This is a genomic window from Peribacillus sp. JNUCC 23 (assembly GCF_053653995.1).
Map to the genome: position 1 here is coordinate 3,148,689 of NZ_CM132202.1, position 20,787 is coordinate 3,169,475.

General features: G+C 38.6%; 16 protein-coding genes. All 16 read right to left on the minus strand.

The genetic code is table 11. The features are described from left to right. Positions 1-26: 26 nt before the first annotated feature. A complete protein-coding gene (locus JNUCC23_RS15205) occupies positions 27-857 on the minus strand; it encodes a carbohydrate ABC transporter permease (protein ID WP_454212187.1) in 831 nt (276 codons plus the stop codon). Next, positions 857-1,783, minus strand: a complete 927-nt coding sequence (locus JNUCC23_RS15210) for a carbohydrate ABC transporter permease (protein ID WP_454212189.1) — start codon at positions 1,781-1,783, stop codon at positions 857-859. Before JNUCC23_RS15210 ends, JNUCC23_RS15205 begins: the two co-directional genes overlap by 1 nt. A gap of 88 nt (positions 1,784-1,871) precedes the next feature. Beyond that, positions 1,872-3,134, minus strand: coding sequence for an ABC transporter substrate-binding protein (locus JNUCC23_RS15215; RefSeq protein WP_454212191.1), 1,263 nt, complete (start codon positions 3,132-3,134; stop codon positions 1,872-1,874). A 323-nt stretch (positions 3,135-3,457) separates the two neighbouring features. Continuing rightward, the gene (locus JNUCC23_RS15220) at positions 3,458-4,507 is read right to left on the minus strand and encodes a LacI family DNA-binding transcriptional regulator (RefSeq protein WP_403069808.1); all 1,050 of its coding nucleotides are present in this window, start codon (positions 4,505-4,507) and stop codon (positions 3,458-3,460) included. A 473-nt stretch (positions 4,508-4,980) separates the two neighbouring features. Beyond that, complete coding sequence (gene lepB / locus JNUCC23_RS15225; protein WP_454212193.1) at positions 4,981-5,523, minus strand: signal peptidase I; 543 nt, start codon at positions 5,521-5,523, stop codon at positions 4,981-4,983. A 123-nt stretch (positions 5,524-5,646) separates the two neighbouring features. Next, positions 5,647-7,137, minus strand: coding sequence for a UDP-glucose--hexose-1-phosphate uridylyltransferase (locus JNUCC23_RS15230; protein WP_454212195.1), 1,491 nt, complete (start codon positions 7,135-7,137; stop codon positions 5,647-5,649). 81 nt (positions 7,138-7,218) lie between these two features. Then, positions 7,219-8,361 (minus strand): glycosyltransferase family 4 protein, encoded by a 1,143-nt coding sequence (locus JNUCC23_RS15235; RefSeq protein WP_403069799.1) that lies wholly within the window; start codon positions 8,359-8,361, stop codon positions 7,219-7,221. Between the two features lie 81 nt (positions 8,362-8,442). Beyond that, positions 8,443-8,973, minus strand: a complete 531-nt coding sequence (locus JNUCC23_RS15240) for a phosphatase PAP2 family protein (protein ID WP_454212197.1) — start codon at positions 8,971-8,973, stop codon at positions 8,443-8,445. A 12-nt stretch (positions 8,974-8,985) separates the two neighbouring features. Beyond that, on the minus strand, positions 8,986-10,317 hold the full coding sequence (locus tag JNUCC23_RS15245) for a UDP-glucose dehydrogenase family protein (RefSeq protein WP_403069795.1): 1,332 nt from the start codon (positions 10,315-10,317) through the stop codon (positions 8,986-8,988). Positions 10,318-11,127: 810 nt separating this feature from the next. Continuing rightward, positions 11,128-12,105, minus strand: a complete 978-nt coding sequence (locus tag JNUCC23_RS15250; RefSeq protein WP_454212199.1) for an S-layer homology domain-containing protein — start codon at positions 12,103-12,105, stop codon at positions 11,128-11,130. A gap of 308 nt (positions 12,106-12,413) precedes the next feature. Then, positions 12,414-13,592, minus strand: a complete 1,179-nt coding sequence (locus tag JNUCC23_RS15255; protein ID WP_454212201.1) for an MFS transporter — start codon at positions 13,590-13,592, stop codon at positions 12,414-12,416. 339 nt (positions 13,593-13,931) lie between these two features. After that, the gene (argH, locus tag JNUCC23_RS15260) at positions 13,932-15,416 is read right to left on the minus strand and encodes an argininosuccinate lyase (protein WP_454212203.1); all 1,485 of its coding nucleotides are present in this window, start codon (positions 15,414-15,416) and stop codon (positions 13,932-13,934) included. A gap of 14 nt (positions 15,417-15,430) precedes the next feature. After that, complete coding sequence (locus JNUCC23_RS15265) at positions 15,431-17,119, minus strand: ABC transporter permease (protein ID WP_403069783.1); 1,689 nt, start codon at positions 17,117-17,119, stop codon at positions 15,431-15,433. Next, positions 17,112-18,218, minus strand: a complete 1,107-nt coding sequence (locus JNUCC23_RS15270; RefSeq protein WP_454212205.1) for an ABC transporter ATP-binding protein — start codon at positions 18,216-18,218, stop codon at positions 17,112-17,114. Before JNUCC23_RS15270 ends, JNUCC23_RS15265 begins: the two co-directional genes overlap by 8 nt. Positions 18,219-18,233: 15 nt before the next feature. Continuing rightward, entirely contained in the window at positions 18,234-19,331 is a 1,098-nt protein-coding gene (locus JNUCC23_RS15275; RefSeq protein WP_454212207.1) for an extracellular solute-binding protein, read from the minus strand. Further along, the gene (locus tag JNUCC23_RS15280) at positions 19,328-20,557 is read right to left on the minus strand and encodes an ROK family transcriptional regulator (RefSeq protein ID WP_403069774.1); all 1,230 of its coding nucleotides are present in this window, start codon (positions 20,555-20,557) and stop codon (positions 19,328-19,330) included. Before JNUCC23_RS15280 ends, JNUCC23_RS15275 begins: the two co-directional genes overlap by 4 nt. Between the last annotated feature and the right edge of the window lie 230 nt (positions 20,558-20,787).

Consider the following 20,787-nt stretch of genomic DNA (forward strand, 5'->3'; position numbering starts at 1 on the left):
CCTTCCTTATTCCTGTTTTTTTACAATTAACCTTTGACTGAACCTGCAGATAACCCTTTAATGAAGTATTTTTGTAAGAATAAAAATAAAATGGTCATTGGTAACATCGACATTAAGGCTGCCGCTGCTACTAAATTCAGTTTATTTTGATTGGCCCCAAAGAAATTGGCTAATGAAACGGTTAATGTATGCATCGCACTATCTTGCAAGAAGAAGATCGCAAACTGGTAATCATTCCAAATGTATACACAAGAGATAATTAGAATCGATGCAGTTATTGGTTTTAACAATGGAAACACGATTCTAAAGAAAATCCCGAGCGTACTAGCCCCATCAATCTTGGCGGCTTCTTCCAACTCCTTTGGTATCGTCGACCGGATAAAGCCTGCATATAAAAAGATCGTTAATGGCATAAACGAGGCAACATTATTGAAAATTGCCACTTCATACGTATTCATCATGCCAAAATCGACAACCAAATTGTACAATGGCACAAGTGCCGTCAACGGTGGAATAATCATAATGGCAATAAATAAGAAGTAAAAAAACTTATTTAACTTTGTTTGCCGACGTGCCAGTGGATAGGCGGCCATTGATCCTAACACAATCAATAATACGGCTGAAAACAGTGTGATAATTGCCGAATTGATAAACGAATTCCCTAAGTTGGTAAGTTTCCACGCTTCGGAAAAGTTTTCGAAACTGATTTGCTTGGGGAAAACCCATTTTGAACTAAAATCGCCTTTCGCTTTTAAAGCAGTCGTAATTAAAATATAGAAAGGTATGATATGAACAAGCGTAATGAAAATGGCTAACCCGGCAAACAATCGTTTCTTTTTCTTGTCTGTGTATGTCATTATGCTTCGACCTCTTTCCGTCTAAAGTAAACGAGAGCAGCTAAGCTTAAAATAAGAATGATCACAGCCATGAAAACACCTTGCGTTGCTGCGTAACCAGCATCCTGTCTTTTAAAATAAAGATCATACATAAACGTTGACATCGATTGTGAGGCATTTCCAGGTCCTCCGCCCGTTAAGGCAATAATCACATCAAATAATTTCAAACCGCCGATGATATTGAGCACCATATTAATCGTGATCGATGGCATTAACAAAGGGAGTGTAATATTTTTAAATTGTTGCAGGGAAGAGGCACCATCAATTTGCGCTGCTTCATAATAATCTTTTGAAATGCTTTGTAATCCTGCTAAATAAATGATCATGGCAACGCCCACATATTGATAGGTATTGACAAATACGATGATCCACGTATTCCATTCAGGATTTGCTAATGCATTGATTTTATCTAAGCCTAAGAAAAGCAAGACGTCATTCAGTGCTCCACCTTGATAGGCAAAGAAAAAGTACCAAATATACCCCATGATTAATGGACTAATAATAACGGGAAGATAAATCACCGTTCGGGTAATGGCTTTCATTCGAATGCTTTGATTTAGCAATAACGCATATAATAAGCCAATAATATTTTGCAAAATGGTACTACCCATTCCGTAAATTAAGGTATTTTTGACAACGAGCCATGTTGTAGGATCTGTTAACATTCGTTTGTATTGGTCTAAGCCTACCCAATCATAACTTTGCGAAAAACCGTTCCAATTTGTAAACGATAACTGAATCCCATTTAAGAAGGGATATAAAATAAACAGAAAAACGATGATCAAGCTTGGCGTATACATCCACCAAAGAGAAGATGGCTTTTTCTCTTTTCGCTTCGGTGCTTTCTTGGCAACGGCTACCTTTCTTCTCGCTACTAGTTCGCTCATCATATCAACTCCTTATTTAGACGTGCTAAAGCGTTTTGTGGATAAGGGAGTCGCCATCCTTCAATAACTCCCTTATTCGTACACGTAGCTACTGTTTTCTTAAACGATTATATTCTTCGCCCATTTTTTTCGATAACTTTTCAGGTGTTAAGCTACCTGAAAGCAATTCTTGACCAGTCGTCCCCATAACATCCCACATGCCACTTGGTAAATACACACGATCAAAGTAAGGTTGTACATCAATATCCTCGAATTCTTTATAGTACGCGGAGAAATAGTTTTCCGCATCAACATTCGTAAAAGCATCTGGCGCTGATGTTCCTTTAGCAATCGTTATAATATTTTCTGGTTGAGCGATAAAGTCAAGAAAACGTCTTGCCTCATCAGCGTGCTTTGTGTTTTTAAATATCGCCAAAGTATGACGCTCACCGCCAATCCAACTTGGCTGATCTCCTGCATGAATCGCAGGTACTGGCATCGTCCCTATTTTTACATCTGGGTTTAATTCTGTTGCATCAGGGCCAAGTGAGCCTGCAACAAACGTGAAAGCAATCTTATTTTGAGCAATTAACTCTGTTGCTTGTTGTAATTGTGCTGTTAGAACATCTTCATTTAACAACCCTTTGTCTTGCATTTCCTTCATTTTTTCAGCAAGCAGCGTGTAATTGTTCCAGTCAAATGTTCCATCTACTAATTGATCTCCATAACTATTCTTCTGGTCGGTAATAAGTAATGGCGTCGCAAACTCGTCAAAAATTTGAGCAATACCATCTTTATCACTACCAGGAATCCATAATGGTGTAACTTCTCCCTTGCTTTTTTCTTTAACTGTTTCTAAAGCTTTCATAAACTCATCTAATGTTGCCGGTTGTTCAATGCCATACTCTTTTAACACAGCAACATTATAGCTAATACCATCTTTCGCTTGATTCAGTGGAAGCGCATACACTTTTCCGTCTTTATCTTTAAGTATTTGGTTTAACGCTGGATCAAGATTTTTAACCCAATCCATGTCCTTTAAATCCATGACATATTCACCATATCGAAGCTGTGACCAACCATGTGTATCAAATAAATCTGGCATATCATTCGCAGCCATCTTGACACGAAGCATATCTTCATAGTCTCCAGGCGAATTCAATTCAATCTTTATTTTAGGATTTGCCTCTTCGAACTTGGCGACAACACTTGCGAATGCCTTCTTTTCCCCTTCATTACTCATCGATGAGAAAAGGGATAATGTGATAGTACCGTCCTCTCCCCCAGTCTTATTTGATGCACTTCTTGAGCATCCCGAAACAATTAAACTGAAAGCTACTATAAGCAAGAACATATTCAGATACTTTTTCATCGTTTTTCTCCCCTATTTTCTTAGTAAAATAAATGGTTTTTTCTTTGACTAGTAACACATTATTTTTTGCTAGAACGGATGAAGTTAATATACAATAGAGATCTAGTTCTTTTCTCTTATAGAGAATAGTAGAGATGGAAGAGTCGTTGATAAAGATCTATTCTGCCAAATGGATCTTTATCTACTTATATGACTTTTCATCTCTTTCTTTATGCGTACAATATGACCCCTTAATGACTCTAGACAAACGAATTTATTTCTCCAGTTCCTCACCTCCTTAAAAGTTAAACATTTGCCCCAATCCTGATCGATATAATGTAACCTTAAGAATCTAGTTTATTTTTAGCCCCGCAGCTATCGCGAATAACTAACTTAGTAGGGACAGTTACTTTCAGAGGTATTTCCCTCCCATTAATTCTGTCTAATAATAATTTCACTCCCACTCTTCCCAATTGCTCTGTATAAACCTTAACTGACGTTAATGGTACACTTGCAAATTTCGCCATTAGGATATCATTAAAGCTAACAATGGCAATATCTTCAGGCACTTTTAAATGTGCCTCTTGAATTGCGCGCAGTGCCCCAATCGCCATCGAATCACTTGCAATAAAAAAGGCTTCAGGTAGATTCCCCTTATGAATTGCTTCTTTCATCAACATGTATCCTTGCGTCATTGTATATTCGCCAATAAATACTTGATCTCTCCGAAAGATACCTTTCGATTTCATTATTTCTTCATATATCGTTAGACGCGTATCCCTAACCACTAAATTGTTATCTGAAAAATCATCGTTCTCACTTCCACCGATATAACCAATTTCCTTAAATCCTTGATTCAATAAGTGTTCCATAGCACTAGTGGTTGCTTTTCTAAAATCAATCATGACTGAATCGTAACTATCCTCATCTGGTGAGTAATTGATAAACACAATATTATTCAAAGTATCTTTTAGTCTATTTAAAAGACTCAGGTTCATACCACCAATCACAATCAAGCCATCTATATCTTCTATGATTTGCTCTTGACTTGAATCAGAAGACCGAATAATCTTGTTCGTATAAATTCCCTGATTTAAACACTCACTCTCTACACCTTGTCTAATAATAGAAAAGTATGGGTCGTCATCAACACCATCTTCTTCTTCTTCTAATGAACACGTTAAAATAATACCAATTCTAGGACTCCTTACACTCTCAAGCCTTTTTACATTTCTCCGCGTTCTCACAGTCGTATAGTCCAGTTCCTTTGAAACTTCTACGATCCGATTTCTCGTTTCATCAGTGACTAAAAGTGTAGGGTCATTATTTAAAACTCTAGATACAGTTGCACTTGACACATTTGCACGAACTGCAATATCTTTGATTGTTGCCATCTCAGACTCCTTCACTACATTCAGTAAACATCAAACTAGCATTCCTGCCATTTTTTACTGAATATTTACTTGTTACGTAAATAATACCAATTTATTTAAGCGCTTTCAATACTTTTTTTCAAAAAATTCACTCTATTAATTTCTTCATAATACATATTTTTCTACATTTATCAGAATTTTAATTGAAGAACTCTCGTTTAACCTTAGTAAATTTCACTAAAATACGCTTCTATTATATGAATGATTAGTAAAACTTTCGCTAAAGTTTTACTAATCATTCCCCTTCTACCAACTAAACAATTTCTCTGATATATTTTGGTCATTTTCAGATAATTAGGTCTGTCCCAGATTGCGTTTGAAAACGACTCTTAAACCGTTCATGTTTGACGTTACCGCAATAAATAAAAAGCGACCTTCAATAGTGAAGATCGCCCCGATTTAACCTCAATATATTCAACATACTCGCTTAAGAACTATTTGGGGATACCTATTTCTTTTAATGGATAAAATTGAAATTGTACTTCTCCAATAATTGAGTCCTCAGAAATAAAACCAAAGATTCGACTATCATTACTATTTGAACGATTATCGCCTAACACAAAGAGATACCCTTCAGGAACGATCTTTTTTCCTGTCAGTTCTTGCAGTGTGAAGTCGCCAGTTACTTTATTTATATGAGAATGATTATTACTTTTTACATATGGTTCCTCATACGCTTTACCGTTAATATATAACACGTCATCTATCATTTCTAGCTGATCCCCTGGAACACCGATTACCCTTTTTATATAGTTTAATTCAGCATCTGGTGCTCGAAAGACAATAATATCAAATCTATCTATAGGGCTTGTTTTGCTTACTACAACCCTATTATTATCCTCAAATGTAGGTAACATAGATTCACCTTGAACAGTTATGGGTGTAAATATAAACTGACGGCATATAAATACGAGGCATAAAGCAAACAATATCGATTTAGTCCAAGCGTATAGTTCTCTTTTTACATGTTGATTCATTCGTACGTACCCCTCCCTACTTTTAGAAAATATTCCCTTTTTATTATTATGATGGAATCCAATTTATTTTTCAAACCTTTTATATTACTTTGAAAATGCTGATGACAAAGATTTTCTCGCCCGCTAGATTAGATTAAGAAAACGACGAAATGCTTGCTGGCCTTGTTCATCTCGTTTAAAAACGCCAGCATCTTCTAAACACTTCAGAAATTTATTCCCTACTTCAGTAAATAGGATCGTCCGTACGGTTGTTGGAGTGATTTGATTAGGAAAGCTTGCTTTTATTTCATTCGCCCACGGCAGATGATACTTTTGAATTTCATTTTGTTCGTGTTGTAAATATTTTTCTACTTCTATGAGCTCTTGTTTCAAACGTGGCGGGAGTATGGCTAGACCTGATGTTTCGATTAAGCCGATATTTTCTTTTTTTATGTGATGAAGCTCTTCGTGAGGGTGAAAAATTCCAAATGGAAAGTCTGCTGTCGTTCGATTATTACGAAGAACGAGGTCAATCTCGTAAACATCGTTTCGTTTTCTAGCAATCGGCGTGATACTATTGTGGCTGATTTGTCTTGAATAAGCCTCGATGTGAACTGTAGGATCACTATAGCCTTGCCAGATTTCGAAAATATGACTACTAGCGTCCACAAGATCAACCACATTCCTGCTACTCAATCTGATGACAGACATCGGCCATTTAACCGTTCTTGCTTTTACAGAGGCAAGACTAGCAATCTCAAAAGCTAACTCATCCTCTGCTGACTCCAACGCAAATTCAAATTGTCCACCTTGATAATGGTCATGACTAAAAATAGAACCACCGACGATTGGAAGATCAGCATTCGAACCGATAAAATAATGGGGGAATTGATCGACAAACTCCAATAAACGCTGAAATGTTTCACGTCCCATTCTCATTTCACGATGTTCACCAGAATAGACAATGCAATGTTCCTGATAATAAGAATAAGGCGAATAGTGTAGATACCATGGCTCATCTGTCAATTCGAGCCGAATTAATCTATGATTAGCGCGAGCAGGATGCCCCACTTTGCCAGTGTAGCCTTCGTTTTCAATACAAAGCAGACATTTTGGGTAAGTAGAAGGAAGGGATCTTTGTTCTCTTGCCCTAGCGATCTCCATCGGGTCTAGCTCAGGCTTGGACAGATTAATCGTAAAAGCTAGCTTGCCATATGCTGTTTCCACTGAAAAATTAATATTTTTTTCAATCCGCTTTGATTGAATATAATGGCTATTCTTACTTAGCTGATAGAAATAATCCGTTGCTCGTTTCGGATTTTGCTCATATTTTTCAATAAAAAGGCGATTTATCTCAGATGGTTTGGGTAGAAAAGTATCCATAATCTTCGCCGAGAGTCTGTCTCTTTCTTCAATAAAATCACTAATGACTTTCGTCTTTGCTGCATAATCGGTTAATTCATCCAGAAGATCAGACATGTCTTTTTCAGTTGGCTCCACTTCGGTTTCAGAAAAATCCTGTAACGCCAATAAATCTAGAATTTTATTACGCGCATAAAGTTCATCCACTTTGCAAAGCATTCCCGAAAATATTGCTTTATGTAATAGTTGCTGTACATTTACATACACATTCATGTTCCTAGCCTCCAGCATGTCATCTTCATAGCTAAAAGTAGAAATCAGCCCTTTTGAAAAAATAAAAGGCTGACTCCAACCTTAGGCAAACTTTTGTTGCTTCGGTTCCTCGATTACATGCGCATAATGCCAAAGTAACTGATCAAAGATTGCATCCCACTTTTGTGTTACCGCATAATTTCTACCTTCGATCCCCATTCGATCCCGTACTTGATCATGATGGATCAATCGCATAAGCGAATCGGTAAATTGCTGTACATCCCCAGGTTGACATAAATGACCGGTTACGCCTTCTTGAATAATCGTTTTTACTCCACCTGCATTCGCGGCAATGACCGGTGTACCGCTTGCAAGAGCTTCGAGAACCACATTGCCAAATGTTTCAGTTGGTGAAGGGAAAACAAATACATCTGATGCAGAATACGCTTCCGCTAATTTTTCACCTTTTAAATAGCCAGTAAACATCATGTTTTCAGGAGCTTCAGTTTCAAGTTCTTCACGCATTGGACCGTCTCCTATGATTAACCACTGAATTTGCTCGTTTATGTAAGCTGGAATTGATTTTGCGATGGCTAGGAGCGTCTTTACATCTTTCTCTGGAGCTAATCTGCCTACATACGTAAGCAAGTATTTTTTTTGAATGCCATATTGCTTGCGTACCGCTTTTTTATCATAATGAGGGTGATAAAGATTGCAATCGACCCCTCTCCCCCAAAGCTCTAAATTCGTAAACTGATGACGTTTTAACCGTTCTAACGTATCCATTGATGGCACAAAGATTTTTTTAAAAGGGCGATGAAACCAATTCATATATCGCCAAAGCAGTTTAGAGAGAAATTCCATGTTATAAAATTGTAAGTAATGATCAAAATCAGTATGATACGAGCCAACTAATGGAATGTTTAATTTTTTTGCATAATAAGCGCCGCAAAACCCAATGTTAAATGGCGTAGCGACATGGATCAAATCTGGAGCGAAATCCTGTAATTCTGATTTGACTTGAATGAGATTAGGGAAAGCTAAACGACACTCAGGATATAAGAAAAAAGACAGACTTTTAAAACGATGAATATGACTAGAAACATAGTCATTAGTTTGTGACTTTGGTGCAAAGATTTTAAAAGAAATATTCTGTTCTCCTAAATAATCGGTAAATCGTTTCAATGTTCGTGCAACACCGTTTATATCTGGATCAAAGGTATCTGTGAAAATGGCAATCTTCATGAGAATCCTCCTCATTAAAAAGCGTAAGAACCGATTCAAGGCAAAGGTAATTACATATGCTTCTTCCCTCTCGGCACCGCATTACACACTTAGCAAGTAATAGCAAAGACTCCCGACAAATGATCCAAGTATAGCCCCTGCCAAAACATCTGAAGGATAATGAAGGCCTAAATAGATTCGCGATAAGCCTACAAGAATACCTAAAGGAAGTAAAATTAGTGCAATAACCGGGATAAACAGGATATTCGGTATGATAACTGAGAAAATCGACGTTGTATGACCAGATGGAAAAGAGTGGTCTTGTAACGGATTCGTATGAAAATTTGTTTTTTCTACGATTAGATACGGTCTTTTTCTCGGGAAAAGCTTCTTAACAATATGAACCGGTATATGACTTACAGCTAAAGCAAGTGCGCTCGAAATGGCCGTCATTCTTGTTGAACCTGACGAAAAGATGATCAACATCAAAACGGTCGCGATGGTACATGTAGCCCCACCAATATGGGTAATATGGCTGAAAAAGAAATTTAAATGTTTGTTTGCAAAATGGCGATTAATTTTCTGAAACAATCGACATTCGAAGTTATAAAAGCTAAGTAATAATCTCGCCATCGTCTGCCCCCATTAATAGGTCCCACTTTTCTTATATTCATGTATAACAGTCGGTCTTCCAATCGAAATATACGTCATCGGATGTTTTCGAATCTCTTGAAGGGAATAACAATTTCGCCCATCTATGACGATTGGTTTTTTCATATATAATTCATAAGAATCTAATGAAAGTTGCTTAATTTCTTCCCACTCTGTTGCAATGATCGCTACGTCCGCATGTAAGAGAGCAAGCCGAATATCCTGTGTATATTCAATGGTGTTGCCTAAAACATGTTGGGCATTTGGAATCGCAATTGGATCAAAGGCCGTTATAATTGCCCCTTCTTTCAGTAATTCTTTGACAATAACTAAAGAGGCCGCTTCTCTGACATCATCCGTATTCGGTTTAAACGACAGACCGAGTAGTGCCACTTTCTTGCCTTTTAATGAACCGATTACTTCCTTTGCCTTTACAACCGGGAGTGATGCTTGATGAGTATTCACTTCAATAACAGCCTGTAAAAGATCAAAGGGGTGTTGCATATTGCCAGCGAGCTGAACAAGTGCTTTCGTATCTTTTGGAAAACAAGACCCGCCATAGCCAATACCCGCTTTAAGAAAATAAGGACCAATCCGCTCGTCTTTTCCAATCCCCTTTGCTACTTCATCTATATTTGCACCAACCTTCTCACAAATCGTGGCAATTTCATTGATAAAACTAATTTTTGTTGCCAGAAAGGCGTTAGCTGCGTATTTAATCATTTCTGCACTTTTGATATCTGTTTTTATAATCGGAATGTCTAGTGGAAGATAAATTTGTTCCATTAAGGCTTGTGCCCTTGGACAATCCGTACCAATCACGATGCGATCCCCGTAAAAGAAATCGACAATCGCAGATCCTTCTCTGAGGAATTCAGGATTGGCAACCACTTCCGCATAGAGGTTTGCTGGTTTATTGCGATGGATTATCTCGCTTATTTGATTATTTGTTCCCACAGGTACAGTGCTCTTTGTACAAACAATGACATCATTCTTCATGAACTGGGCGATCGAATGGGCGACCTCTCTTACGTATTCTAAATTCGCCGTACCATCTTGTTGCTCTGGTGTACCTACCGCAATAAAAATAATTTCAGCATTTCCGTAGGCATATTGTGGGTTGGTTGTGAAATGTAATCGGCCACACTGTAAGTTTTTTCTAAGAAGATCTTCTAAACCAGGTTCATAAATCGGCGAACGGCCAGCTTGCAACATGGCCATTTTCTCTTCTTGAATGTCTAAGCATATTACCTGATGACCCAATTCAGCTAAACAAACCCCTGTAACCAACCCAACATACCCCGTTCCAGCAACAGTAATATTCATCCAATCCCCCCTTGAAACTTCAATCAATCGGGGCTTTGTTAGTCCCGTTCTAGTGTCACTAATACCTTCATGCAGCAAAGATAAAGCGTCACTACAAACTAAGATTCAATGAATCATAGACTAAGTACGCCGCGTCCTTTAATTTGCGTGACCCACATCCTGTGATAGTCAGACAAGCATGAGATGGAATACGGCATGGCGTAGTTTTTTGCCACAGAGTATTACAGCTTATGACCCTTAAGTAGGGCTAGGAGCCGCAACTAGATTAGGCCGTTTATCCCTCACCTACGCTTCTTCGATTCCTCTACACATTGCAGTTGGTTACTGCCCGTTAATGCGGAATAAAGTTTGCTCTTCTTTATTTTATTAAAGAAAGACCAATCTTTTCTTATTCTAGCGTTAAGATATTGTAAATATTTTGTAATTCTCTGAAAAATATACCTATTATTCTGTTTTTAAACTAAAAAAAAAACAGAAAGACCATTAAATAGCTTTCTGTTTCTGAACCATTCCCTTATTTCTAGATGTTGCTTGACACCAAGTATCTTTAGGTATGTGATTTTCAATTTCGGATTATAATCTTGATTTGAAGCTCAGACTCTCCCACTTGCAAATAGATAAACAAAAAAGGATTGAATGCTCTCTTTCATAAAGTGGATACCTGTCTTAGAAAGTAAATATCCTTATTAATTAAAGAAAATGACCCCGGATTCAATATCCGAAGTCATTTATTACTAACACTTTCTTAATTAATTTGAGGGAGCAGCTTTTATAATTGCAAGTAGCAATTACATGAAAACCCCAGTTCTTCTATTGAGCATTATACTGTAGAGCTCGATTTAATAGGGCCGAAAACTCGCCTCTAGTAATACCATTATTAGGTTTGAACGTATTATCATCATAACCGAATGTAATTTTGGCTGCTATAATTCGTTGAATGGAGTCGTATGATTTCATGCTTTTCGTGACATCCGAGAAAGTCTTGTCAGTCGTACCTTGCAGGTTAAAAGCTTTCGATAAGATAATGGCCATGTCACCTCGATTAACTGGTAGTTTCGGGCGGAACTCACCACCTGGAAAACCGGTAATAATACCTTGCTTATGTGCAGCAGCAATATGTTCAGCTCCACTTACAGAAGGTGTAACATCTTTGAACGGTGTCACAGTAGAGTCAAGTGATAATTTCAAAGCACGACTAATCATTATGGCCGCCTGCGCTCTAGTGACTTTTTCCTCCGGACGGAATGTGCCATCCGGGAATCCGGAAATAATACCTTTTTCATTGATCGAGTAAATGTCATCGTAGAATCTATCAGTTTTATCTATGTCAGTGAAAGAAATGTCAGTTGTTGTAGTTTCACTTGCTTTTATCAAATAAGCAGAGGAAATATATCCTGTATTTTTTTGATCAGCTGTTTTAACCGGATACCATACAAATTGGTTTTGGCTGTTCGCGTTTTGATCAAACACAAATTGTCCAGTAACAATCAATGTCGTATTTTTAGATAGCGTAATGCCTTTTTGAGCAGTACCAGGTTGTGGTCGTAAATTCACATTTTCGGTTGTTATAGCTACTTTATCCCCCGCTTTAAAAAGATAGGCGGACTCATGCGTTTGACCCGTTAATGTGTACTCCTTCTTTAAAAACTCAATATTTTTGTTATCGCTAGGATTATATTGAAAATCCGTTGAACTAAATGGGAACTTAGTTAACTTCGTACCATTTAAGAAGCTATGTTTTTCGATATGAGCAAAGACTTTTTCTTGGTAAGCGTTTTTATTTTCCAATCCACTTTATTCTACTAAATTAATAAACTGTATATATTTTACCATATTAAGTTATCTTTTTATAACATACAGTCTTTAAAATAATAGACTGGAAAAATTGAAACTGAATTTCTTCTTTAAAGAACTTTATATTATGGTAATATTTATCTTCAGATTCACTCATCACTTCCCCGCTTTTATTAACCGACTTAAGCAAGTACACACCAAGTAGCCCGGAATGTGGATGATGAAGTGAATGAATCAGATAAGGCCGAGGCTGTCCCGTAATTAGGACTACCTCGGCCTCTTTAGACGCTCTTACATATTATTTATTGATTGACCGCTTTCATTTTTCGAATACCAACAAGGTAGATGATCAAAATGAGAACCATGAAAACAGCAGAGTAACTGAAGGTCATGCCATAACCGATATAGCCAACGACACTACCAAGTCCAATGGATCCAACCGCCATTCCAAGATCCATAAAAATTAACAACATGGAATTAGCTGTCGCATTTTTTTCATGTGGGACGAGGCTTAACGCCCAAGCTTGTATGGTTGGCTGAATCACTGCATAAGCAACTCCAAAAAAGAAACCAGCGAACAACACCAAACCAATATGATGTGATGTCCCCAATAAAATTAAGCCAAACGCACCAGATATAGTAGCTGGTATCATTAATATTTTATGACCAAATCGATCAAAGATTTTCCCTGAAAAGATTCTGACGATAATCATCGTAATCGCCTGAATCGTAAAAAACTGCGAAATACTTCCGCCAATATTTGTCTCTTTCCCTAGAGCCCCCATAAAATTAACGGTTCCTGCGATCGCCATATAGTCTAATGCGACGATGATACTTGGAAGAAGTACGCGACGATCAAACATATACTTGTAGAACGGCTCACTGGACGTTTTCTTTTTGGCCGGCTTCTCTTTTTTGATATTTTTGATAAATAAGCTGCCAATAAATGAGAGGAGCACAAGTGAAAGGATAACAATCAGCAACGATTGAAAGGAAAAACGTCCGAGATAAGAGATTGCAATCATATTCCCTACTGTCAAGCCAATGCTTGTTGCCATTGCAAAAAACACGAGACCTTCCCCTAAACGCGAACTCGGTACGAGACTGCTCGATATAGTAAAAAGTAAAACCGTAATAATCGAAAAGCCGATTCCTTGCAAGACACGAATGAAAAGCAAATAACCAATCGAGTCATTGAGCAAACTTAAACCAATCGTCCCCATAAAATACACGAGCGAAATCAACAACAGAACTTTCATATTCAGTTTCTGAATAAGAATTCCTGAAACAAATCGGGTACCAAGTGATGCGATCATAAAAGCAGTCGTCATTGAACCAGCTAAGGTCGGTTGATGACTAATTTCAGTAATATGCATCGAAAAGCCGGCTGTAAGCATATAAATGCCAATAAATAAAATCAGTGTCGATAATACAACAGTTGTATATTGCCTCGTCCATAATTTTTCTTTTACATCATTCATTAAACACCTTTCCCCTTATTTAACCAGTTTTTTTGTTATCACTCCGTTCTTTTATTCTTTCTAAAACATCTTTCTCTATTCCAGTTATGGGGATATAATTCATAAGAGTGGCTCTTCATGAAGACACCTCACAAAACTAGATATACTACCCAACTTGAACGATTTACTCACCATGTACCGCATTTCTTTCCAAATTCATTGACTTACCCTTCAACTTTGTACATGCACTAACCACTTTCACACTTTTGCTCACCAATTTCTGTGATTTGCTCACCACATCCCTTTTTTTAACGCAAAAAAAAGAAAGCCAATTAAATTAGCTTTCTCCCTTGATATCCCTTAATACGCCAATAAAGCTTTTCTCTTTTCATCCAACTCGTTTACGATTTCCTCATATTCCACCACTTGTTGCTTCAGTTTCTGTTTTCTAATTTCAATCATCCTCTTCACTTCTTTCGGACTTGGTCCACCTTGAATCTTTCTAATTGCCACAAAATATTCAGGCGAGATGATTTTCTGCCATTCCTCTTCGGTGATATGTACAGCAACAAATTCAGCTATCATCTCGTTGATGTCTTGTGTGTCCCAGTCATATAACTCCTTCCCTTCACGTATCGATTGTTTGGCGATATGACTCGCAACAGAATGGGCTTTTCGAAACGAGATTCCATAATCACGGGAAAGCGTATCGGCTAATTCCGTAACAGTAATACTAGATTTTGCGGCCATTTTTTTTGCATGCTCTTCATTTACTTTTAACGTAGAAATGACCGCATACATCAGTTTCATCACACGACTGGCATTGGTAAAGGCGCGATATAAATGCGGTTGGAGATCATCTTCCGTATCCACGATGTCGCCAAATGGGGTATTATGAATCATCTGAATCGCACTAAGTGCGTCCCCATAGCTACTGCTCGCAATCGAGCGGGAATGTTCAATCGAAACAGGGTTTCTTTTTTGCGGCATAATGCTACTCACTTGCACGTACGGATCAGCTACATAAAAAGTACCAAATTCTCTTGTCACATGTTGCAAGAAATCTTGAATCCATCTACCAGTATTCACCATGCACGTCATAATCGCTGTCGCTGTTTCTAGTAAATAATCGGCCCCTGCTATCGAGTCATACGAGTTTTCAACGATCTCATCAAAACCAAGCAACTCTGCAGTGCGATTCCGGCTAATTGGAAAACCAGTTGTCGTTAAAGCAGCCGCGCCTAGTGGAGAGTGGTTCACTGTTTTATAGGCCGCCCACATCCGGCTAATATCTCTTTGCAGCACATCATAGATCGCCAGAAAATAATGGCCTAATGTCGTCGGCTGAGCTGGCTGCGTATGCGTATACCCGGTGATATATGTTTCTGTATGCTTTTCTGCCTGCATGATTAATGATTCACTCAACTGATTGGCATCGCCGATTAATCGCAGTAGATGCCCTCGCAAAACGAGCCGATACATCGCAACACCCATATCATTCCGGCTACGGCCAATATGAATCTTTCCTGCCAGTTCATGACCGATTTCTTCACCAATCTTTGCTTCCATCATGAAAAATAAGTCTTCAAATTGTGGCTCGTAGGATACTAAGGTCAGATCGATCTCTGACACCCTCCGAATGCCAGCCAACATACGATTGGCTTCCTCTTCTTTGATAATCTTCTGTTCGGATAACATAATCACATGGGCCCGATGAATATCGAACATAACATGAAATAAGTAATCTCGTTGATCATTAAAAACCGGCTTTAACAACTCTTCGACATAGGTTTTCCCCGGAAATACTCGACCTTCATTTTTGATAAATTCATCCAACTTACTCATCTTTGCACCACCATTTATAAGGCTTTTTCGGCTTTAATTCCAAAAAATTTGTTCGAAATAAAGAGGACAATCACAATCAGCGTAATCTGAATCATCCCGTAAGCAGCGGCCTGACCCATATTGAACATACGAAGCTGATTCATAATTTCAATCGATATCGGTCTGTTTGAAATCGTATACAAAAGGACAGACGTTGGAAATTCGCCAACGGACTCAATAAACGCTAATAATGTCCCTGATAATACACCAGGCATAATGATCGGCAAAATTACCTTTCTAAACGTATAAAACCATTTAGCTCCTAAATTTCTCGCGGCCTCCTCAATGGAATCATCCAATTGTTCTAGCACCGCGTTTGTCGAGCGGACAACGAGTGGAATATGCCGGATGAAATAGGCGAGCGGCAAAATCCAAAATGTGCCGACTAAGATTTGCCCGAAAGAAAAAACGCTCGGCTCATTAAAGGCGAAAACTAAATTCATCCCGATAACGGTCGCCGGCAATGCCCACGGAATCATGACAAGAATATCAATGAAGCTTTTGCCAACGAATTTTCTTTTTACCAACACATAGGAAGCGATTACCCCAAAAACCAAGTTTCCAACCGTAGCAATCACAGCCATGATTAAACTGTTCTTTAGAGGTTTGAATATATTAGGATCTTCAAACAAAAGCCGATAATTTTCAATATTAAAGACCGACGGATACGTTTGCCATGTCCACGTCCCATCCGGTACAAGTGAAAGCAACAGAATCGTAAAGTGCGGCAAAAGCAGAACCAATACACCGATGATGCCAAAGCCAACCATCACCCACTTCATCAGCGGATTTTTCACTTCACTCCTGTGCGCGCCAATTCCTTTTGTCGCCATCCGGTAATCTTTGCGGTTTTGATACCAACGCATGAATAATAAAAACGCTATCGAAACAATCGATAAAATAACCGATTGTGTTGCGGCAATTTCCATGTCGCCATTAATTTTCGAAAAATAAATTTGTAAGCTCAATACCCGATATCCGCCCGCTAATAAGAACGGGGCACTGAATGAAGCCATCGAGATCATAAATACAAGCAATGACGCGGCAACGATCGCCGGTGTTAATAATGGAAATGTCACCTTCCAAAACACTTTGAACCGATTGGCTCCTAAGTTATACGCTGCCTCTTCTAAGGAAGGGTCGATTTTATTAATCGCCGCTGAAACCGTCATATAAAAATACACATACATCGTATACGCATGCACAATCAAAATTCCGGAAACGCCGCCAATTTTAAACGGGACTTTTTCCAGACCAAACAAATCTTTAATCGCGTTCGGGATCAATCCAGATTCACCATACAAAAACATAAACGCCATAACACCTACTAGAGATGGCAGAACGATTGGCAAAATCGCGGCAGTTGAAAAGAAACTTCTCCCTGGAAAATCATAGCGGTTAAAAATAATCGCCAGTGGAATCCCAATGAATGCACTAACTACTACACTCAAAATGGAAATATACACCGAGTTCCACAGAGCTTCCAAGTTTGTTTTTGATTCCTGCACGAAGAAATCCTGATAATTTCCGAATGAAATCGATCCGTCTTTTTGTAAACTTTCGAAAAAAGTTCGCAAAGAAGGATAAAGAACATATGCCACGAGCACTAATACGACTGGAATCAGAAGCCAAATCGTTAATCTCGTATCACGGTTTTTAATCATTGACATCACCACTTATGACAGGGATCAGACGAAGTTGTTTTTTAGGAAGTTCTACATACACGTCCTTCCCTTGATAAAAATGGCCGAATTCATGCGTATTTAACACATCTACTCTTAAGGATACATGTTGGATCTGTACCATCACATTGACAATCGATCCAAAAAATTGGACAGATTCAATTTTCCCCTTTAGAACATTCGTTCCATCTTCAATGGCATCGAGAATCCGGATGGCTTCAGGGCGAATCGAAACAGCCAAATCCCCTTTATTTAACTCCCCTTCATTCGCGTGATTATGGACAACAAGCTTTACTGGTTCGCCATCATTTTTTAACGTAACCGCTATATTCTCTTGTTCGACATAATCAACTTGAACAGGCAATAGATTAATTTCGCCGATAAAACTTGCCACGAAATCATTAGCAGGCTGATTATAAATTTCAGCAGGAGTCCCAACCTGATGACAGACCCCATAATTGAAAACAGCTATCCGATCACTCATCGATAATGCCTCTGCCTGATCATGCGTGACATAAATGGTCGTAATCTTATAATCTCGTTGCAACCGTAAAATCTCTGCTCTCATTTCATCGCGAAGCTTGGCATCTAAATTACTTAACGGCTCATCCAATAAGAGGATTTCCGGTTCGATCACGAGTGCTCTGGCCAAAGCTACCCGTTGCTGCTGCCCGCCACTCAACTGACTCACTTGACGATCCGAATAACTCTCAAGTCTGACTTTACGAAGCACATCTTGTACCTTCGCCTTTACATCAGCAGAAGAAACCTTTCTTACTCGCAAGCCAAATGCGACATTCTCAAATACCGTCATGTGAGGAAAAAGAGCATAGTTTTGAAAAACCATGCCCGTATTTCTTTTCTCCGGAGGTACACGCGTCATATCTTTTTCGCCAAATCGGACGACACCTTTTGTTGGATAATAAAACCCAGCAATCATCCTTAGTGTTGTCGTTTTCCCACAACCACTTGGACCTAGAAAGGTAAAGAACTCACCGTCTTTAATTTCTAGATTTAAATGATCAACAGCTATCGTTTTTCCGAAGGCTTTTTGGACATTCTCTATTTGTATCGACGCCATCCAAACGACACTTCCTTATTCTTTAATTTCTTTGTCTCCACTCTTGATGTTCTCATCCCAATACTTCATCCATTCGTCGCCTTTTTCTTGGAAAACGTTCCAGTCAATATCCATCGCTTTAATTTCTGTATTCGTGATCCAGTCAGGTAAGTCCGTCACATCACTTCTTGTCGGAATTCGGTAAAATTCCTCTGCTAAGATTTTCGCAGCTTCTGGTGTATTGACAAACTCATAGAAAGCTTGTGCCGCTTTTGGATGCTTAGCCCCTTCAACAATGGCTATTCCTTCTGTCAATACTGGTGTCCCACTTTCAGGAATGACAAACTCAAACGGATAGTTTTTATTTTCCTTCAACATGACAACATCCGGCATCGCCCAAACAGACAGTGAACCTTCTCCTTTGGCAACCTTGTTATACATCATTTCCGGGTTAGCTGAATACTCTTTCGTGTTTTGATCAAGCTTCGTCAACCATTCATAGCCCGCTTTTGGATCATTCGTATCTTTGTACGTACGATAAATCATCGCAGAAAAAATCGTCCTCATCGTTCCAGATGCGAGCGGATAGCGGATGATAATTTCATCTTTCCACTTCGGATCAAGCAACTCATCCCAATCTTTCGGAACTTCGTCTTTGGATAGTTCTTTGCTGTTGTACATAATAACTTCAGGTGTCTGGCTCGTACCTGTCCAATACCAATCTGGATCACGGAATCCCGCGTCAAGACTAGCGGAATAAGTAGGTTGATAAGCAGCTAGTAAGCCATCATCCTTTGCTTGATTGAAGTTCGTAGAAGGTGCTCCCCACCAAACATCGGCCTGCGGATTATTCTTCTCTGATCGCACACGGTCGAGAATTTCCTGTGACCCCATATCCAGCCACTCTACATCGACCTCATATTTTTCTTCAAATTGCTTTTCAAACTTGGATAAGATATCTTTTCCATGTGGTGAATACACGACAATTTTATCTTCTAATGCATTTTTTTCTTCCTTTGCACCATCTGCATTCGAGTTTGTCTTCGTATCTGTCTCTGTACTACTACATCCAGAAATCAATAGCGCTGCAGATAATGTCAAAACGGAAACAATCGACTTTTTCTTATTTTTCATAAAAAATCCCCCTCATCATGAACATTCAAAATGCTCTCATGTTCTCTCAAAAATAGTGATACTGCTCCTAAGACGCCGGCGTTTTCTCCAAGCCTTGAAGTTGTTATTTCTACTAAACTAGGCAGATAAGGATCTACTATCTCTTGAATTCTAGGTAAAATGTATGCAGCTGAATGTAGTACACCACCTCCTAAAATAACAATCTCTGGATTTAGTAAACTCGCAGCATTCACAATCGCGTACGCCAAATGTTCGATCGCCTCGTTAATAACCACAATTGCTACATGGTCTCCATTTTTGGCAGACAAAAAAGCTTCTTCTCCTACTAATTCAGAGGTCCTCGCCTTTTCATATAAAGCATGTCCTGGGTCTTTTTGGACAGCTTTGGTAAAATCGGCGCCAATCGACTTCCCTCCTGCGACACTTTCCAAATAGCCATATCTGTGAAAAATCGGCTTGAATTCACGTTTCATATCATCTTTATTTGTCACCATATAACCCATTTCTCCAGCTGCACTTGATGCCCCTCTGTATAATTGGTTATTCAGGATGATACCGCTACCAATTCCTGTGCCAACCGCAATAAACAGCACATTTCGTTTATTCTTTGCATTCCCCAACCACTGTTCACCTATCGCCGCCACATTCACATCATTGTCGACATAAATCGGAAAATCAAAGTAGCGTTTCGCTTCTGCAATAAACGGGTATTGGATCCACCCTAAGCTCGGAGCCTCTATCACCAAGCCACTTTTCGTTTGCGTGATCCCGGGAATACCTACGCCCATTCCTAAAATTTGCTCTTTAGAAATCTGTTTCTTGTTAATCAATCGATCCGTTTCAAGCGCCATTTGCTTAAGAAGGCCTGATTGCAAATACGTAGTTGTTGAAAAACTCGTTTCACAAAGAATGTTGCCAATTAGGTCACATACCACGATTTTCACATTCGTCCCGCCAATATCTGCCCCGATGATAAACGCTTTTCGTTCATTAAAAAAGAGCTGAATCGGTCGCCTCCCACCTTGTGCAGAAGATTCACCAATTCCTTTCTCAACGACCCATTTTTCATTGATGAGTTCGTCTATAAGTTGAGAAACAGTCGGTTTACTTAGACCAAGCATACTCGCAATCTCAGCCCTTGAAATCGGCGAACATTCTTTTATACATTGAATAGTTCTTTTTTTATTAACGAATTTTAGATGACTGGGTGTTCGTTTAAAACTCATCACATCACGGCCTTACCTGTTTAGTTAGTCAATCTGCCTAATCAACTAAAATATACCTTATTAGGATAATATGAACAAGTTATTTTTTAATTATTTTAAATATTCGGTTTTTAATAGTTATTAAGTATCATTTACAATTATAACCAAGCGTGCTATTTATTTAGATAAGCTTTTTTTATCCAGTTCGTTAGGTAATATTACTAACCTACTAGGCATAGTCTTCAAAGAAG

What these genes read in the sequence shown, in the direction of transcription:
- JNUCC23_RS15205 (WP_454212187.1), bottom strand. Translation starts at nt 857, where the DNA reads ATGACATACACAGACAAGAAAAAGAAACGATTGTTTGCCGGGTTAGCC.
- JNUCC23_RS15275 (WP_454212207.1), bottom strand. Translation starts at nt 19,331, where the DNA reads ATGAAAAATAAGAAAAAGTCGATTGTTTCCGTTTTGACATTATCTGCA.
- JNUCC23_RS15220 (WP_403069808.1), bottom strand. Translation starts at nt 4,507, where the DNA reads ATGGCAACAATCAAAGATATTGCAGTTCGTGCAAATGTGTCAAGTGCA.
- JNUCC23_RS15245 (WP_403069795.1), bottom strand. Translation starts at nt 10,317, where the DNA reads ATGAATATTACTGTTGCTGGAACGGGGTATGTTGGGTTGGTTACAGGG.
- JNUCC23_RS15265 (WP_403069783.1), bottom strand. Translation starts at nt 17,119, where the DNA reads ATGATTAAAAACCGTGATACGAGATTAACGATTTGGCTTCTGATTCCA.
- JNUCC23_RS15270 (WP_454212205.1), bottom strand. Translation starts at nt 18,218, where the DNA reads ATGGCGTCGATACAAATAGAGAATGTCCAAAAAGCCTTCGGAAAAACG.
- JNUCC23_RS15235 (WP_403069799.1), bottom strand. Translation starts at nt 8,361, where the DNA reads ATGAAGATTGCCATTTTCACAGATACCTTTGATCCAGATATAAACGGT.
- JNUCC23_RS15240 (WP_454212197.1), bottom strand. Translation starts at nt 8,973, where the DNA reads ATGGCGAGATTATTACTTAGCTTTTATAACTTCGAATGTCGATTGTTT.
- JNUCC23_RS15230 (WP_454212195.1), bottom strand. Translation starts at nt 7,137, where the DNA reads ATGAATGTGTATGTAAATGTACAGCAACTATTACATAAAGCAATATTT.
- argH (WP_454212203.1), bottom strand. Translation starts at nt 15,416, where the DNA reads ATGAGTAAGTTGGATGAATTTATCAAAAATGAAGGTCGAGTATTTCCG.
- JNUCC23_RS15210 (WP_454212189.1), bottom strand. Translation starts at nt 1,783, where the DNA reads ATGAGCGAACTAGTAGCGAGAAGAAAGGTAGCCGTTGCCAAGAAAGCA.
- lepB (WP_454212193.1), bottom strand. Translation starts at nt 5,523, where the DNA reads ATGAATCAACATGTAAAAAGAGAACTATACGCTTGGACTAAATCGATA.
- JNUCC23_RS15255 (WP_454212201.1), bottom strand. Translation starts at nt 13,592, where the DNA reads ATGAATGATGTAAAAGAAAAATTATGGACGAGGCAATATACAACTGTT.
- JNUCC23_RS15215 (WP_454212191.1), bottom strand. Translation starts at nt 3,134, where the DNA reads ATGAAAAAGTATCTGAATATGTTCTTGCTTATAGTAGCTTTCAGTTTA.
- JNUCC23_RS15280 (WP_403069774.1), bottom strand. Translation starts at nt 20,557, where the DNA reads ATGAGTTTTAAACGAACACCCAGTCATCTAAAATTCGTTAATAAAAAA.